We start from the raw sequence: 16,010 nt of genomic DNA, 5'->3' as shown, positions 1-16,010 counted from the left end.
ATCAGGTAATTACGCGCACTATACCAACTCAGTAGTCTAACACTTTCCAGCCAGCGCACCACAGCACCCTTTTTTAACGTTTCTTCTGCCCGCTACGCCCGTTAAACTACGCAACAAATTATGACGAGTTGTGAGCAAAATGAGTAAAGCCCCCCGTAGCAGCAGCGCTGGCCAGATCCGCATCATTGGCGGTCAGTGGCGCGGCCGTAAATTACCGGTGCCGGATAGCGCAGGTTTGCGCCCCACCACCGATCGCGTACGTGAAACCCTGTTCAACTGGCTGGCACCGGATATTCAGGAAGCGCGCTGCCTCGATTGTTTCGCCGGCAGCGGCGCGTTAGGGCTGGAAGCGCTGTCTCGTTATGCGGCTTCAGCCACGCTGTTGGAGCTGGAGCGTGCTGTGGCGCAACAGCTGTCACAGAACCTGCAAACGCTGCGCGCCTCGCAGGCCAAGGTGGTGCAAACCAATACGCTGCAGTGGCTGAGCCAGCCGGGCGAGCCGTTTGATGTGGTGTTTGTCGATCCGCCGTTCCGTAAAGGGTTGTTACAGGAAACGTTGACGCTGCTGGAGAAAAATGGCTGGTTAGCGGCTGAAGCGCTGATTTATGTCGAGAGCGAAGTGGAAAACGGCACGCCCGTAGCACCTGCGAATTGGGATTTGTATCGCGAAAAGATTGCCGGTCAGGTGGCTTATCGCCTTTATCAACGTCAACAGGAGACGCACGATGTGGCTTAATGTGGGACGTTTGCTGATGATATGCGTCTGGGCCTTTTTACTGCTCAATCTGGTGCACCCTTTCCCGACGCCGCTGCGCTATTTCGTGCACGTGGCGCTGTTCTTTATGGTGATTATGCACGGCCTGCAACTGGTGTTGCTGCGCGCGACCCAATCGAAAGACGCCCCGAAACTGAGCGGCGTAACCCAGGCGAAGATCTTCTTCTTTGGCGTGTTTGAACTGTTGGCGTGGCAGAAAAAGCATTATCCGAAGATGTAGGTTGGTGCGGCCTATAACCAGGTCGCCATGAATGGCGACCCTACGGGACCGGGGTAAAACTTACGAAACGCGTGCCCTTCATCTTCAACTCGCCCTTCGCGCCCTTATCGATCTGGTGATACTCGTTCGCGTTCACCGTCACTTTGATATCGCTGGCACCGTTCAGCGGATGGAACCAGGCTTCATACTTCATCTCTTCCGCCACAATCTCTTCACGCTGACGTGAACGGCGATTGGGTGACGGAAATTCGCGTTTAGTTTTCACTTTCACGCTCAGCGAGCGCACCGGCGAAGCATCGTTCACCGCCGTTTCGCGGCGCTGTTTAATAAACTGACGGGTCGCCAAAACGGCAATAATGGCCAGTACGATGAAAAAGATTAGCGGTGGTTTGCTCATGATTTATCTCGTGCTTTGCGTTAATTCGGAACGGGTAAAGACGACAAAGCATACAACCAGAGTCGGCTGATTGTCACATTCGGCGGCGGTAACTTACACTGAGAAGGTGATTTTGGGAAAATTCATCAAACTGGCGGACATTTCGTCCAGAAAAGGGAGAAAAAATGCTTTGGTCTTTCCTTGCCGTACTTTTTTCCGGCTGGCTCTACGTCGATGCTTCATACCGCGGTCCGCAATGGCAACGCTGGCTATTTAAACCTGTCACCTTGCTGTTGCTCGTTGCCTGGGCGTGGCAAGCTCCAACCTTCAACACCACCGATTATTTGATTCTGGCCGGTCTGGTCGCCACGCTGGTGGGTGACGCGTTAATGCTGTTGCCGCGTCAGCAGATGCTCTATGCGCTGGGCGCGTTCTTCCTGTCGCATCTGCTGTACACCATCAGTTTTGCTGCGCACATGACCATGAGTTTCTTCTGGCCGATTCCTCTCACCTTCCTGATTATTGGTGTGATTGTTATCGGGATTCTGTGGACCAAGCTGGAAGATCTGCGCTGGCCGATCTGCACCTTAATCGGCATGACGCTGGTGATGAACTGGATGGCGGCGGAGAACTACTTCTTCCGTCCAACTGACTTCAGCTTCTCGCTGCTGGTGGGTGCCGCGTTGCTGCTGTTAGCCAATATAGTCTGGTTTATCTCGCATTATCGCCGCCGTTTCAGCGCCGATAGCGCCATCGTCGCCGCCTGCTACTTTGCCGGTCACTTCATGATTGTGCGTTCACTGTGGCTCTACTGAAGATAACCTCACCTTCCGCTTGACTCTGGAGTCCACTCCAGAGTGTAGCATTAGGGCGCGGGCATCAGCCCGCCCCTGATTCCGGAGGTTATATGCATCAACATGCTCACCCTTGCCGCTGTGGCAAATCTCACCGTCAGCCGCAGCCGCTGTGCTCAATTCGCAGCATAAAACCCGTAACAATGAAAATTTCCGCGGCGCAGCCCGTTACACCAGACAGCGATTGCGGCTGCTGTGACAGCGACAGCGGATCGCCCGGCGGCGAAAGCGACGCCGAAAGCGACAGGCCCGCGCTCACCTCACATCAATTCCGCTGGCAGATTGCTGGCATGGATTGCCCCAGCTGCGCGCGTAAAATTGAAACCGCCGTGCAACGCGTGCCGCAGGTACAACAAGCCCGCGTGATTTTTGCCAGTGAAAAACTGGTGGTTGATGCCGACCACGATATCCGCGCCACCATCGAACAGGTGGTGAAAAATGCTGGCTTCACGCTGAGCGCCAGCGATTCCCCATCGCCTCCTCAACCCGAAAGCCGCTGGCAGGAAAATGCCGGTTTGCTGCTGCTTGGCGGACTAATGCTCGCCAGCTGGCTGCTGAGCCAGTTTTCGCCGCTTTGGGGCGATCGCCTGTTTATTGCCACCACCTTGGTTGGTTTAGCGCCGATTGCCCGCAGTGCCTGGAAACTGCTGCGCAGCGGTTCGCCGTTCAGCATTGAGATGCTGATGACCATCGCCGCCGCTGGCGCACTGGTGATTGGCGCGCATGCCGAAGCCGCGATGGTGTTGCTGCTGTTTCAACTGGGTGAACGCCTGGAAGCTTACGCCGCCGCACGTGCACGCCGTGGTGTCACCGCGCTGATGGCGCTGCGCCCGGATACCGCCACGCGCATCAACGACACGCAGCGGGAAAACGTCCGCTTAGAGGTATTACAACCCGGCGATGTGATTGAAGTGGCGGCTGGCGGACGTTTACCGGCCGATGGCGAACTGTTGCACGCCAGCGCCAGCTTTGATGAAAGCGCGCTGACCGGCGAATCGCTGCCGGTAGCGCGTGAGCCAGGCGAACAGATCATGGCCGGCGCCACCAGCCTTGATCGTCTGGTGACGTTGAAAGTCATTTCCCAGCCGGGCCAAAGTGCCATTGACCGCATTCTGCAACTGATTGAGGAAGCCGAAATCCATCGTGCGCCGGTTGAGCGTTTTATCGATCGCTTCAGCCGCATTTATACGCCCGCCATTATGCTGCTGGCGCTGCTGGTGATGGTGCTGCCGCCGCTGCTGGGCTTTGGCGAGTGGTTGCCGTGGATTTATAAAGGGTTGACGCTGCTGCTGATTGGTTGCCCGTGTGCGCTGGTGATCTCGACGCCTGCCGCCATCACCTCGGGCCTGGCCGCTGCCGCGCGTCAGGGCGCGCTGATCAAAGGCGGCGCGGCGCTGGAGCGTCTCAGTCGCGTGAGTATGATGGCGTTCGATAAAACCGGCACGCTGACCGCCGGTAAACCGCAGATCAACCACATCCAGCCTTTTGGCGCGATGGCGGAAGACAATCTCCTAAGTATCGCCGCCGCCGTTGAACAAGGTTCCACCCATCCGCTGGCGCGGGCGATTGTCAGCGAAGCCGAGCGTCGCGCGCTCACCATTCCGCAAGCGGCACAGCAGCAAACCCTGGCCGGCAGCGGCATTCGTGCCGCGATCGCTGGCGTAACCTATCAACTGCTCACGCCGCGCGAAGTCAGCCATCTCGACGACGCACAGCAACAGCAGATTGCTGAATTGGAAGCGCAGGGCCAAACCGTGGTGCTGCTGTTGCAGGAGCAGCAGGTGCTGGGCGCGTTAGCGTTGCAGGACCAGTTGCGCAGCGAAGCGATCCGCGCGCTGGCTGAGTTGCAGAAGCTTGGCGTGAATAGCGTGATGCTCACCGGCGACAATCCACGCGCGGCCGCCGCCATTGCGGCTGAACTCAACATCAATTATCGCGCGGGTTTGCTGCCCGCTGATAAAGTTGAGGCGGTGAGGACGTTAGGCGCGCAGCAGGCATTGGCGATGGTCGGCGATGGCATTAACGATGCGCCCGCCATGAAAGCCGCCACCATTGGCATTGCGATGGGCAGCGGCACCGATGTGGCGCTGGAAGCCGCGGATGTGGCATTAACGCAAAACCAGCTGGCGATTCTGCCACGCACCCTTGTGCTGGCACGGCGCACGCGCGCCATCATTCGTCAAAACGTGGCGCTGGCGTTGGGATTGAAGGCGATTTTTCTGGTCACCACGCTGCTCGGCTTCACCGGTTTGTGGCTGGCGGTCTTAGCGGATTCCGGTGCCACCGCACTGGTGACAGCCAACGCGCTGCGCTTGCTGCGTCAGCGTTAGGCGCCTTTTTTAATCAGAAACTGGTACGGCAGGCTTTCGGTCTGCTGTGCCAGCAACTCATGCTCCATAAAGCGGCAGAAACCAGGAATATCGCGCGTAGTAGCGGGATCGTCAGCAATGATCAGCAAGGTTTCACCGGCCTGCATGCTGCGCACGGTTTTACGCACCATCATTACCGGCTCCGGGCAGCGCAGGCCAAGGGCATCAAGCTGATGGTCTGGCGCAGAAAAGGGATCGCTCATGATTCTCTGTCAGTTGTTAGTGATGGGCGCTCATTCTAGCGCGCGAATGAGCCAACGCAAGGCGATAACGATTGCGTTAAAATTAACCATTGCATAAATTGCGCAACGCGTTAAGATGCCGCCGATTTTTTATTTACCATCGTGCCAACGCACGAACCTGGGTTCCCTCACCCCATCACTAAAAAGGCTTACAATGATCAACTTTTCTGCACGTCAGCGCATGCATGCGCTGTTTTGGCTATCGCTTTTCCATCTGCTGGTGATCACCTCCAGTAACTATTTGGTACAGCTGCCGGTTTCCATCTTCGGCTTCCACACCACATGGGGCGCGTTTAGCTTTCCGTTTATTTTCCTCGCTACCGATCTCACCGTGCGTATCTTTGGCGCGCCGCTGGCTCGTCGCATTATTCTGGCGGTGATGATGCCCGCGCTGGTGATCTCCTACATCGTTTCCTGCGTGTTTTATCAGGGCGAATGGCAAGGTTGGGCATCACTGGAAGAGGTAAATCTGTTTGTTGCGCGTATCGCCTGCGCCAGCTTTATGGCTTATGCGCTGGGACAGATTCTCGACGTCCACGTTTTTAACCGTTTGCGCCGTTTATCGCAGTGGTGGATTGCCCCAGCGGCAGCGATGTTCCTCGGTAATATCAGCGATACGCTGGCCTTCTTTTTCATCGCCTTCTACAAGAGTCCAGACCCGTTTATGGCGGCGCACTGGGTCGAAATCGCACTGGTGGATTACAGCTTCAAGGTGCTGATCTGCATGATCTTCTTCCTCCCAGCTTACGGCGTACTGCTGAATGCCATGCTGAAGCGCTTAGCCGAACGTTCCGCGCAGCAGCAGATCAATTTCGGCTAATTGCACATAGACGAAACGCTACCGCACGCTAAGATTTCCTGACATACCGGCGGTTGCTTTTAACCGCCGATTCCGTTTTTATAGCCGTCATACTTCAAACGGCAGATGCGTTGGTTGCACGCGTTCACCCAATCACTTACTCATGTAAGCTCATGGGTTCACGCGCTTACCGCCTTTCTGCCGCTTGAATTATTTAGGCTATAAACCTAAACGACTGGAATCATGTAAAAGGGAAAAGAATGCGTAACGTAGTGAAATATGTGGGTATTGGCCTGTTGGTTATCGGCCTGGCGGCATGTGACCAGAAGAAAGATGATGCGGCAGCGAACAGCAACGGTGCGAGCGCCAGCCAGTCGGCCCAGACGGTTAACCTGATGGACGGCAAACTGAGCTTCTCTCTGCCGGCGGGCATGTCTGACAAGAGCGGCAAGCTCGGCTCTGAATCCACCAACATGCACGTCTATGCCGACGAAACCGGTCAGCGCGCGATTATCGTGATTGCAGGCGATCCCACCAACGAAGCGCTTGATGCGCTGGCACAGCGTCTGGAACAGCAGCAGCGCGGTCGCGATCCACAGTTGCAGGTGGTGTCTAACAAAGCGGTAACGCTGAAAGACCAGCCGGCACAACAGCTGGATACGGTGATTTCTGCCAACAATCAGACCTCATGGTCTTCGGTGATTCTGGCAAAAGTGGACGGAAAACTGCTGACGCTGCAGATTACCTTGCCAGCTGATAACCAACAGCAGGCGCAAAGCGATGCAGATAACATCGTCAAAAGCATCACATTGAAATAAGCTTTGGAACGGTCGCCATGAATGGCGACCCTACAAATGGCTCAATGCGGTTTTCGTAGGGTCGCCATTCATGGCGACCTGGTTTGCAACCCTCGCCTTACAATCTCACTGGCGAAATGTGCCAGATCTCATCCGCATACTCCTGAATGGTGCGGTCCGACGAGAAATAACCCATATTGGCGATATTCAGCGCTGCGCTGCGCTGCCACTTGTCCGGCTGACGATAAAGCTTGTCCACCTTGTCCTGGGTATCCACATAGCTGCGATAATCCGCCAGCAGCTGGTAGTGATCGCCGAAGTTCACCAGCGCATCAAACAGATTACGGTAGCGCCCCGGCTCCTGCGGGCTGAACACGCCGCTGGCGATTTGCGTCAGCGCCTGATGCAACTCGGGATCGTCCTCGTAATACTTACGCGGGTTGTAGCCATCGGTGCGCAGCTTCTCGACCTGCGGCGTGGTGTTGCCGAAGATAAAGATATTCTCCTTGCCGACATGCTCCAGCATCTCGACGTTTGCGCCATCCAGCGTGCCGATGGTTAACGCGCCGTTCAGCGCAAACTTCATGTTACTGGTGCCAGACGCTTCAGTTCCCGCCGTTGAAATCTGCTCGGAGAGATCCGCCGCCGGAATAATGATCTGCGCCAGGCTCACGCCATAGTTCGGAATGAACACCACCTTCAGCTTGTTCTTCACCTGCGGATCGTTGTTGATCACATTGGCGACATCGTTGATCAGGTGAATGATGTGCTTCGCCACGTAATAGGCCGACGCCGCTTTACCAGCGAAGATATTAACGCGCGGCACCCATTCAGCGTTGGGATCGGCCTTGATACGGTTGTAGCGCGTAATCACGTGCAGCACGTTTAGCAGCTGACGTTTATATTCGTGGATGCGCTTAATCTGCACATCGAACAGCGCATGGGGATCAAGCACGATATCCATGTTCTTCGCCACCCAATCCGCCAGGCGTTTCTTGTTGGCGAACTTGGCGTCGGCGATCTGTTCGATAAAGGCCGGATAATCGACCTGCGTGGTCAGTTCATTGAGCTGGCCAAGATCGGTACGCCAGTTGCGGCCAATCGCCTCATCCAGCACGTCGGAGAGCGCCGAATTGGCCAGCGCCAGCCAGCGACGTGGCGTCACGCCGTTGGTTTTATTGCAGAAACGGCCAGGGAACAGACGCGCGAAGTCAGCGAACAGCGATTGCACCATCAAGTTGGAGTGCAGCTCCGATACACCGTTAACCTTGTGGCTCACCACCACCGCCAGCCATGCCATACGAATGCGGCGGCCATCGTTTTCGTCGATGATCGAGATGCGCGCTAACAGCTCCCAATCATCCGGATAGTATTCCTGGATGGTTTTCAGGAAGTAGTCGTTGATTTCAAAAATGATGCTGAGATGACGCGGCAGGATCTTGCCGATCATATCCACCGGCCAGGTTTCCAGCGCTTCGGTCATCAGCGTGTGGTTAGTGTAGGAGAACACCTGACAGGTCACTTCAAAGGCATCGTCCCAGCTGAATTTCTGCTCATCGATCAGCAGACGCATCAGTTCCGGAATGGCCAGCACCGGATGCGTATCGTTAAGGTGGATGGCAATTTTGTCTGGCAGATTGTCCCAGGTTTCATGCATCTGCCAATGACGGTTGAGAATATCCTGCACCGTCGAGGAAACGAGGAAATACTCCTGACGCAGACGCAGTTCGCGGCCTGAATAGGTGGAGTCATCGGGATAGAGCACGCGTGACACGTTTTCCGAGTGGTTTTTATCTTCTACCGCAGCGAAGTAATCGCCCTGATTAAACTTACCGAGGTTGATTTCATTACTGGCCTGCGCGCCCCACAGACGCAGCGTGTTGGTGGCATCGGTATCAAAACCGGGAATGATTTGATCGTAGGCCATCGCCACGATCTCCTCGGTTTCCACCCAGCGCACTCGCGCGCCTTCGTGTTGCAGACGGCCACCGAAGCGCACTTTGTAGCGCGTGTTAAAGCGCTGAAACTCCCACGGATTGCCGTACTCCAGCCAGTAATCCGGCGATTCGCGCTGCTGCCCGTCAACGATATTCTGCTTAAACATGCCGTAATCGTAACGGATGCCGTAACCGCGCCCCGGTAAACCGAGCGTGGCGAGCGAATCGAGGAAACAGGCCGCTAAACGACCCAAACCGCCGTTGCCGAGGCCGGGATCGTTCTCCTCTTCCATCAGCTCGCTGAGATCGAGGCCCATCTCCTCCAGCGCCTGATTGAGATCCTCATAAATGCCCATCGCCAGCAACGCATTGCCGAGCGTGCGCCCCATCAGGAACTCCATCGACAGATAATAAACCTGTCGCACATCCTGCGAGAGCTGCGCGCGGCTGGAGCGCAACCAGCGTTCCACCATGCGATCACGCACCGCCAGGAGCGCGGCGTTAAGCCACTCATGCTTATTCGCAATCGATGGATCTTTACCAATAGTAAACATCAGCTTATAGGCGATTGAGTGCTTCAGTGCATCAACCGTCAGCGTGGGTGAGGCATAGGTGAAAGGTGCATTCATATCAAGTATCCCAATCTCTCATTACAGCAAACGTTGATAAAGATCGCGGTAGGCTTGTGCTGCCACCTGCCAACTAAAATCCATCCCCATCGCCTGCCGCTGAACGTAGCGCCAGAGTGCAGGACGAGACCACAGAACAAATGCGCGCCGAATCGCCCGCAGCAGCGACCAGGCATTACTGTCTTCAAAGGTGAAACCGCTGGCAACACCATCCGCCAGGTTCTCAAGCGAGCTGTCTTGCACCGTATCCGCCAGTCCACCGGTGCGACGCACCAGCGGCAGCGTGCCATATTTCAAACCGTACAGCTGGGTTAAGCCGCACGGCTCAAAACGGCTCGGCACCATAATCACATCCGCGCCGCCGACAATGCGGTGCGAGAAGGCTTCGTGATAGCCAATCTGCACGCCAACGCGGCCCGGATGTTCGGCCGCCGCCGCCAGGAAACCTTGCTGCAGCTCGGCATCACCCTGACCGAGCAGCACCAGCTGTCCGCCCTGCGCCAGCAAGCCCGGCAGCGCTTCCAGTACCAGATCCAGCCCTTTCTGTTTGGTCAGACGGCTGATAACGCAGAACACCGGCGCCTTATCATCCACCTTCAGGCCCATGGCAATCTGTAGCTGGCGCTTGTTCTCCGCTTTGCTCTCCAGCGTTTCGCTGTCGTAGCGCGCGGTGAGCAGCAGATCGTGCGCCGGGTCCCAAATGCCCGGATCGACGCCGTTCAAAATCCCGCTCAGTCGTCCTTCACGCAGTCGCTGCTCGAGTAGCGCTTCCATGCCGTAACCAAATTCCGGTCGGGTGATCTCCAGCGCGTAAGTCGGGCTGACCGCCGTTATATGATCGGCATAAAACAGGCCCGCCTTGAGGTAAGAAATTTGCCCGAAGAACTCCAGTCCATGCATGTCAAAGAAGGCGCGCGGGATCTGGATCTCATCCAGATGACGCGCAGAAAACAGCCCTTGATACGCCAGATTATGCACGGTGAACACCGTTTTTGCCGGACGACCGCGCGCGGCGATATAGGCGCAGGTTAAGCCTGCATGCCAGTCATGCGCGTGCACGATATCCGGCTGCCAATCCGTATCTAACCCGCTGGCAATCTCGGCGCCCATCCAGCCCAGCAGCGCAAAACGCAGATAGTTATCCACGTAAGCAAACTGCGAGGTATCGTGATACGGGCTGCCGGGACGTTCATACAATCCCGGCGCATCGATTAAATAAATACCAACGCCGTTAAATTGTCCAAAAAGTAAGCGTACCGGTCCGGCGAAAGTTTGCAACTCCGCCAGGACCTCAGTATCAGGAATTCCTTTACGCAGATCCGGATAGGCGGGAATCAACACCCGCGCATCCGTACCATCGGCTATTTGCGCCTGTGGTAATGCACCGACGACATCAGCCAGTCCGCCGGTTTTCAACAGCGGGAAAAGCTCTGAACAGACATGTAAAACCTGCATCCTGAACCCCTATTGTTATCGCACACGTTCCACGCGGCAATTTTCTCTATAATCTTTCGTCACTTACTGACCGCCTCCGGCCAATTTGGCCAGCATGGCGCGCGTCACCAGTACGATGCCCTCTTCAGAACGGTAAAAACGACGGCTGTCTTCGTCGGGGTTTTCGCCAATGACCATGCCTTCTGGCAGCTCGCAGGCGCGATCGATCACGCAGCGACGCAGACGACACGATCGGCCAACCACCACATCAGGCAGCAGCACTGCGGAATCAATGTTGCAAAACGAGTTGATGCGAATGCGCGGGAACAGCACCGAATTCACCACCACCGAACCGGAGATGATGCAGCCGCCCGAAACCAACGAATTCATTGTCATGCCGTGGCTGCCGGATCGATCCTGCACAAATTTCGCCGGCGGCAGCGGTTCCATGTGGGTACGTATCGGCCAGCTGTGGTCGTACATATCCAGCTCGGGCGTAACCGACGCCAAATCGAGATTGGCGCGCCAGTACGCTTCCAGCGTCCCGACGTCGCGCCAGTACGGCTCGGCGTTTTCATCCACCTGCACGCAGGAGAGCGTGAAGGAGTGCGCATACGCCTCGCCGCTGGCGACGATTTTCGGCAGCAGATCTTTGCCGAAATCGTGGCTGGAATCGGCCACTTGCAGGTCCTCTTCCAGCAGTTGATACAGGTAATCGGCGTTGAACACGTAAATGCCCATGCTGGCCAGCGCGCGGCTGTCATCACCCGGCATTGACGGCGGCTTCGGCGGTTTTTCAACAAAATCGACCACGTTGTTTTCGGCATCCACCGCCATCACCCCAAACGCCGTGGCTTCGGCCAACGGCACCGGTAAGCAGGCGATGGTGCATTTCGCGCCGCGATCGACATGGTCGAGCAACATGCGCGAGTAATCCATTTTGTAGATGTGATCCCCGGCGAGTATCACGATGTACTGCGCGTTGTAGCGGCGAATAATGTCGAGGTTCTGCGTCACCGCATCGGCCGTGCCGCGATACCAGTGTTCGGTAGCGGCACGCTGCTGTGCCGGCAACAGATCGACAAACTCGTTCATCTCTTCGTTGAACAGCGACCAGCCGCGCTGGATGTGCTGCACCAGCGTATGTGACTGATATTGTGTGATCACGCCGATGCGCCGAATGCCCGAGTTGATGCAGTTGGACAGCGCAAAGTCGATGATGCGGAACTTGCCACCGAAGTGCACGGCAGGTTTGGCGCGTTTCGCGGTGAGATCTTTCAGGCGCGTACCGCGCCCGCCAGCAAGGATCAGGGCAACCGTTTGTGTAGGGAGCTGGCGCGCCAGCATCAGATGATCTGTTCTATCTAATTTCACCATGTCTGACTCCTTATGATTGCTTTAGGAACACACACACACCGTGTGCGGGACCGTGCCAGACAGTTGTCAGGATGGGGTTATCTTCCCCGGCGAAAGGAGGAATGGCACGCCACTCTCCGTCTGGTAAGGCGATATCACTCACCGATTCCGTGGCATTTATTGTTATTAACCAGCGGCCGGAGAGCAGGATCTGCATTCTGTGCGTCCCCTGTTCCCACTGCTCGGCTTCCAGTGGTGTGCCGCTGGCATTGCACCACTGCACGCTGCCATCGCCCTCCTGCCACCAGCGATCCTGCGTCAACGCGGGAATGCGCTGGCGCAGGCGGATTAACGCAGCAGTGAAGTCGACCAGGCCAAAATCATCCTGTTGCCAGTTCAACCAGGTCAGCGGATTGTCCTGGCAATAGGCGTTGTTGTTACCGTGCTGGCTGTGACCGCGTTCGTCACCCGCCAGCAGCATCGGCGTGCCCTGCGCCAGCAGCAGCGTGGTCAGCAAGCCATGCACGCTACGCCGCCGCCGTTCGACAATATCGAAGTTGACCTGCAATCCCTCTTTGCCGTGGTTATGGCTGAAGTTACTGCTGCTGCCGTCGCGATTGTCTTCGCCGTTGGCCTGATTGTGTTTGTTGTTGAAGCTCACCACATCACGCAGCGTGAAACCGTCGTGAGCGGTAATCAGATTGATGCTGGCGTGCGGCAGACGCGCCTCACGCTGGAAAACGTCGCTGGATGCGGCAAAACGGCGGGCGAAATCGCCATTATTCAGTTGACCCTGCAGCCAGTAACGGCGTGCCGCATCGCGAAAATGGTCGTTCCACTCGGCGAAGTCCGGCGGAAAGCTGCCGACCTGATAACCGCCGGGACCGATGTCCCATGGCTCGGCAATCAGCTTCACCTTAGAGAGCAACGGACAGGCTTTGATGGCGGCAAACAGCGGCGCATCCTGATGAAATTCCGGCGTGCGCCCCAACACGCTGGCGAGGTCAAAGCGGAAACCATCAACATGGCAAACGCGCACCCAGTAGCGCAGTGCTTCCAGCGCCCACACCATCACCTGCGGATGGCTGAGGTTCAGCGTGTTGCCGCAGCCGGTCCAGTTTTGGTATTCGCCGTTGCCATCCAGCCAGTAATAGCTGGCGTTATCCACGCCGCGCAGCGAAATCGTTGGCCCGATCTCTTCCAGCTCGGCGGTGTGGTTGAACACCACATCGAGAATCACTTCGATGCCCGCCGCGTGCAGCGCTTTGACCGCCTGCTGAAACTCCTGCAACGGCGTTAAACCGTTTTCGCCCGAGGCGTAACGCGCATCCACCGCCCACAAGGCAAACGGGTTATAACCCCAGTAATTACTCAACCCTAAGCGGCGCAGGCGCGGCTCGCTGGTGAATTGAGCAATCGGCAACAGCTCAAGCGCGGTGATGCCGAGATGGCGCAGGTACTTCACCATAGCAGGATGACCCAGCGCCGCATAAGTGCCGCGCAGCCTTTCCGGAATTTCCGGATGCTGCTGCGTTAAGCCGCGCACATGCGCTTCGTAGATCACCGTGTTGCCCCACGGCGTGCACGGCGCGCAATCGCCTTCCCAGTCAAAATCCTCGGCAATCACCAGCGATTTCGGCGCGATGGCAGCGTTGTCGGCACCATCCGGTTCACGTTCACCGCCGTTGAAACGCGCGTCGTCCGCCACTTCATCCGTTACTGCTTTGGCACAGGGATCGACCAAAAGCTTGGCGGGATTAAAGCGATGTCCCTGCTGCGGTGCCCACGGACCGTGTACGCGATAGCCATAGCGCTGGCCGGGCTTCAGCGCGGGGAAATAGCCGTGCCAGATATCACCGCTGTGCGCGGGCAGCGCGTAACGGCGCTCAGCACCGTGCGCGTCGAACAGGCAGAGTTCAACGCGTTCAGCATGCTGGGAGAACAGCGTGAAATTAACGCCATGCCCATCATAGTGCGCACCTAAGGGTTCCGGCTGCCCCTGCTCCAGCATCAGTCGCTCTCCCGCACCAGCCAAAGCGTTGCCAACGGCGGTAAGGTCAAACTCAGCGACTGCGGCCGACCGTGGCTTTCAATCTCATCGGTGTGCACCACACCATGATTGCGCGTGTCGCTGCCGTGATAATCGTGCTGGTCGGTATTCATGATCTCGCGCCAGCCGCCACGCTGATTGACGCCAAAGCGATAGTGCGGACGCGCTACCGGCGTAAAGTTGCTGACCACGATGATCTCATTGCCCTCGCGATCGCGGCGCACAAACACGAACACCGAATTCTCATGGTCATCGACCACCAGCCACTCAAAACCTTGCCCATCAAAATCGAGCTGATGCAGCGGCGCGAAATGGCGATAAGTGTGGTTGAGATCGCGTACCAGACGATGCACGCCGTTGTGCCAGTTATCCTCGCCTTCCAGCAGATGCCAGTCGAGGCTCGTGTCGTGGTTCCACTCGCGTCCCTGCGCAAACTCGTTGCCCATAAATTGCAGCTTCTTGCCAGGGAAGCCCCACATCCAGCCGTAATAGGCGCGCAGGTTGGCGAACTTCTGCCAGGCATCGCCGGGCATGCGATCGAGGATCGAACGTTTGCCGTGCACCACTTCGTCGTGCGACAGCGGCAGCACAAAGTTTTCGGTGTAGTTGTAAAGCATGCCGAAGGTCATCAGCTGATGATGGTAGCGACGATGTACCGGATCGAGTTTCATGTAATCCAGCGTGTCGTGCATCCAGCCCAGATTCCATTTAAACCAGAAGCCGAGGCCGCCATCTTCCGAAGGACGCGTAACGCCAGGATAATCGGTGGACTCTTCGGCTACCGTGACGCTGCCGGGCGCAGCGCGGCCCAGAATGCGGTTGGTATGACGCAGGAACGAAATCGCTTCGAGGTTTTCGCGTCCACCAAAGTGGTTTGGCACCCATTCGCCTTCGGCGCGGCTGTAATCGCGGTAGATCATTGACGCCACCGCATCGACGCGCAGCCCATCAATGCCAAAGCGCTCCATCCAGTACAAGGCGTTGCCGGAGAGATAATTGCTGACTTCACGGCGACCAAAATTGTAGATCAGCGTGTTCCAGTCCTGATGAAAACCTTCACGCGGATCGCTGTGTTCGTAGAGTTCGGTGCCATCGAACTTCGCCAGGCCGAAATCATCACTTGGGAAGTGGCCGGGCACCCAATCGAGCAGCACATTAATGCCGGCATCATGCGCGGCGGCAATAAAGTGGCGGAATTCATCGCGCGTGCCAAAACGGCGCGTCGGCGCATACATGCCGAGCGGCTGATAGCCCCAGCTGCCGTCAAACGGATGTTCGTTAATCGGCATCAGTTCGATATGGGTGAATCCCATCTCTTTGACGTAAGGGATGAGCTGCTCCGCCAGCTCTTTGTAGCTGAGCCAGAAATTGTTGTCGGTGTGACGTCGCCATGAACCGAGATGCACTTCATAAATCGAAATCGGCTGGTCAAATCCATTGGCGGCTTTGCGCCGTGGCTGCATCTCGGTTTTCGGCGGCAGCCCGCAGATCATCGAGGCGGTTTGTGGACGCATTTGCGCTTCAAAGGCGAAGGGATCGGCTTTGATGCGCATCTGGCCGGAATTATCGACGATTTCAAACTTATACAGCTGGCCGTTCACCGCGCCCGGTATGAACAGTTCCCAAACGCCGAGTTCACGGCGAAAACGCATCGGATGGCGTCGGCCATCCCAGAAGTTGAACTCGCCCACCACCGATACGCGACGCGCGTTAGGTGCCCAAACGGCGAAGCGCGTGCCGTGTACGCCGTCAATGGTGGTACCGTGCGCGCCGAGGGTTTCGTAAGGACGTAGATGCGTGCCTTCACCCAATAACCAGGCATCCATCTCCTCCAGCAGCGGGCCGAAGCGATAGGCATCATCAATCAGGTTTTGCTGGCCGTGCCAGTTCACCGCCAGCTGATAGCCAAACCGGTTTTTTCGGCGCGGAATCACGCCACAGAAGAAACCGCGTGAGTCGAGGCAGGTTAGCTGGGCGCATTTGCGTCCAGTATTGGTTTCAATCACCCAAACATCGGAGGCATCGGGCAGCAGCGCACGCACTTCAAGGCCTTGGGCAGTTTGGTGCATTCCCAGTAGTGAAAAGGGATCGGCATAATTCCCGGCAAAAAGGGCATTGATCGCCTGGCGATCGGGAAGCTCTGACATGACTTTCTTCCTATGATTTTGCGCA

13 protein-coding genes are annotated in these 16,010 nt (G+C 56.9%); 6 read left to right on the top strand and 7 right to left on the bottom strand.

Features of this window, described 5'->3' with window-relative positions; genetic code table 11:
- Nucleotides 1-139 precede the first annotated feature (139 nt).
- Together rsmD and NQH49_RS01490 are read left to right on the top strand one after the other, a co-directional pair.
- Nucleotides 140-736 (top strand): 16S rRNA (guanine(966)-N(2))-methyltransferase, encoded by a 597-nt coding sequence (gene rsmD / locus NQH49_RS01495; protein ID WP_256698126.1) that lies wholly within the window; start codon nt 140-142, stop codon nt 734-736.
- Nucleotides 726-995: a DUF1145 family protein gene (locus NQH49_RS01490; RefSeq protein WP_256698125.1), complete on the top strand. Its 270-nt coding sequence runs from the start codon at nt 726-728 to the stop codon at nt 993-995. The genes rsmD and NQH49_RS01490 overlap by 11 nt, the downstream gene beginning before the upstream one ends.
- A gap of 40 nt (nt 996-1,035) precedes the next feature.
- Here NQH49_RS01490 and NQH49_RS01485 read toward each other — a convergent pair whose 3' ends face one another.
- A complete protein-coding gene (locus NQH49_RS01485; RefSeq protein ID WP_256698124.1) occupies nt 1,036-1,392 on the bottom strand; it encodes a DUF2500 domain-containing protein in 357 nt (118 codons plus the stop codon).
- Between the two features lie 164 nt (nt 1,393-1,556).
- Between NQH49_RS01485 and NQH49_RS01480 the strand changes: the two genes are divergently transcribed.
- Nucleotides 1,557-2,186: a lysoplasmalogenase gene (locus tag NQH49_RS01480; protein WP_256698123.1), complete on the top strand. Its 630-nt coding sequence runs from the start codon at nt 1,557-1,559 to the stop codon at nt 2,184-2,186.
- A gap of 92 nt (nt 2,187-2,278) precedes the next feature.
- On the top strand, nt 2,279-4,555 hold the full coding sequence (locus tag NQH49_RS01475) for a zinc/cadmium/mercury/lead-transporting ATPase (RefSeq protein WP_256698122.1): 2,277 nt from the start codon (nt 2,279-2,281) through the stop codon (nt 4,553-4,555).
- Here the strand turns inward: NQH49_RS01475 and tusA are convergent.
- Nucleotides 4,552-4,797 (bottom strand): sulfurtransferase TusA, encoded by a 246-nt coding sequence (gene tusA, locus NQH49_RS01470; RefSeq protein ID WP_036649974.1) that lies wholly within the window; start codon nt 4,795-4,797, stop codon nt 4,552-4,554. The two genes, NQH49_RS01475 and tusA, sit on opposite strands and share 4 nt — an antisense overlap.
- 193 nt (nt 4,798-4,990) lie before the next feature.
- On the opposite strand from tusA, the gene NQH49_RS01465 reads away from it, so the two are divergent.
- Both NQH49_RS01465 and NQH49_RS01460 read left to right on the top strand, forming a co-directional pair.
- Nucleotides 4,991-5,656, top strand: a complete 666-nt coding sequence (locus NQH49_RS01465; RefSeq protein WP_256698121.1) for a 7-cyano-7-deazaguanine/7-aminomethyl-7-deazaguanine transporter — start codon at nt 4,991-4,993, stop codon at nt 5,654-5,656.
- 239 nt (nt 5,657-5,895) lie between these two features.
- Nucleotides 5,896-6,453, top strand: coding sequence for a DcrB family lipoprotein (locus tag NQH49_RS01460; RefSeq protein ID WP_256698120.1), 558 nt, complete (start codon nt 5,896-5,898; stop codon nt 6,451-6,453).
- A 97-nt stretch (nt 6,454-6,550) separates the two neighbouring features.
- Here the strand turns inward: NQH49_RS01460 and glgP are convergent, their stop codons facing one another.
- From glgP to glgB, 5 genes are all read right to left on the bottom strand, one after another.
- The gene (glgP, locus tag NQH49_RS01455) at nt 6,551-8,998 is read right to left on the bottom strand and encodes a glycogen phosphorylase (RefSeq protein ID WP_256698119.1); all 2,448 of its coding nucleotides are present in this window, start codon (nt 8,996-8,998) and stop codon (nt 6,551-6,553) included.
- Nucleotides 8,999-9,019: 21 nt separating this feature from the next.
- The gene (gene glgA / locus NQH49_RS01450; protein WP_256698118.1) at nt 9,020-10,453 is read right to left on the bottom strand and encodes a glycogen synthase GlgA; all 1,434 of its coding nucleotides are present in this window, start codon (nt 10,451-10,453) and stop codon (nt 9,020-9,022) included.
- A 63-nt stretch (nt 10,454-10,516) separates the two neighbouring features.
- Complete coding sequence (glgC, locus tag NQH49_RS01445; RefSeq protein WP_256698117.1) at nt 10,517-11,809, bottom strand: glucose-1-phosphate adenylyltransferase; 1,293 nt, start codon at nt 11,807-11,809, stop codon at nt 10,517-10,519.
- 10 nt (nt 11,810-11,819) lie between these two features.
- Nucleotides 11,820-13,799 (bottom strand): glycogen debranching protein GlgX, encoded by a 1,980-nt coding sequence (gene glgX, locus NQH49_RS01440; protein WP_256698116.1) that lies wholly within the window; start codon nt 13,797-13,799, stop codon nt 11,820-11,822.
- A complete protein-coding gene (glgB, locus tag NQH49_RS01435; protein ID WP_256698115.1) occupies nt 13,799-15,985 on the bottom strand; it encodes a 1,4-alpha-glucan branching enzyme in 2,187 nt (728 codons plus the stop codon). Before glgB ends, glgX begins: the two co-directional genes overlap by 1 nt.
- Nucleotides 15,986-16,010 lie beyond the last annotated feature (25 nt).

It is taken from the genome of Pantoea trifolii (assembly GCF_024506435.1).
Classification (GTDB): Bacteria; Pseudomonadota; Gammaproteobacteria; order Enterobacterales; family Enterobacteriaceae; genus Pantoea; species Pantoea trifolii.
This window is presented reverse-complemented; position numbering and strand designations above follow the sequence as displayed.

What these genes read in the sequence shown, in the direction of transcription:
- rsmD (WP_256698126.1), top strand. Translation starts at nt 140, where the DNA reads ATGAGTAAAGCCCCCCGTAGCAGCAGCGCTGGCCAGATCCGCATCATT.
- NQH49_RS01490 (WP_256698125.1), top strand. Translation starts at nt 726, where the DNA reads ATGTGGCTTAATGTGGGACGTTTGCTGATGATATGCGTCTGGGCCTTT.
- NQH49_RS01485 (WP_256698124.1), bottom strand. Translation starts at nt 1,392, where the DNA reads ATGAGCAAACCACCGCTAATCTTTTTCATCGTACTGGCCATTATTGCC.
- NQH49_RS01480 (WP_256698123.1), top strand. Translation starts at nt 1,557, where the DNA reads ATGCTTTGGTCTTTCCTTGCCGTACTTTTTTCCGGCTGGCTCTACGTC.
- NQH49_RS01475 (WP_256698122.1), top strand. Translation starts at nt 2,279, where the DNA reads ATGCATCAACATGCTCACCCTTGCCGCTGTGGCAAATCTCACCGTCAG.
- tusA (WP_036649974.1), bottom strand. Translation starts at nt 4,797, where the DNA reads ATGAGCGATCCCTTTTCTGCGCCAGACCATCAGCTTGATGCCCTTGGC.
- NQH49_RS01465 (WP_256698121.1), top strand. Translation starts at nt 4,991, where the DNA reads ATGATCAACTTTTCTGCACGTCAGCGCATGCATGCGCTGTTTTGGCTA.
- NQH49_RS01460 (WP_256698120.1), top strand. Translation starts at nt 5,896, where the DNA reads ATGCGTAACGTAGTGAAATATGTGGGTATTGGCCTGTTGGTTATCGGC.
- glgP (WP_256698119.1), bottom strand. Translation starts at nt 8,998, where the DNA reads ATGAATGCACCTTTCACCTATGCCTCACCCACGCTGACGGTTGATGCA.
- glgA (WP_256698118.1), bottom strand. Translation starts at nt 10,453, where the DNA reads ATGCAGGTTTTACATGTCTGTTCAGAGCTTTTCCCGCTGTTGAAAACC.
- glgC (WP_256698117.1), bottom strand. Translation starts at nt 11,809, where the DNA reads ATGGTGAAATTAGATAGAACAGATCATCTGATGCTGGCGCGCCAGCTC.
- glgX (WP_256698116.1), bottom strand. Translation starts at nt 13,799, where the DNA reads ATGCTGGAGCAGGGGCAGCCGGAACCCTTAGGTGCGCACTATGATGGG.
- glgB (WP_256698115.1), bottom strand. Translation starts at nt 15,985, where the DNA reads ATGTCAGAGCTTCCCGATCGCCAGGCGATCAATGCCCTTTTTGCCGGG.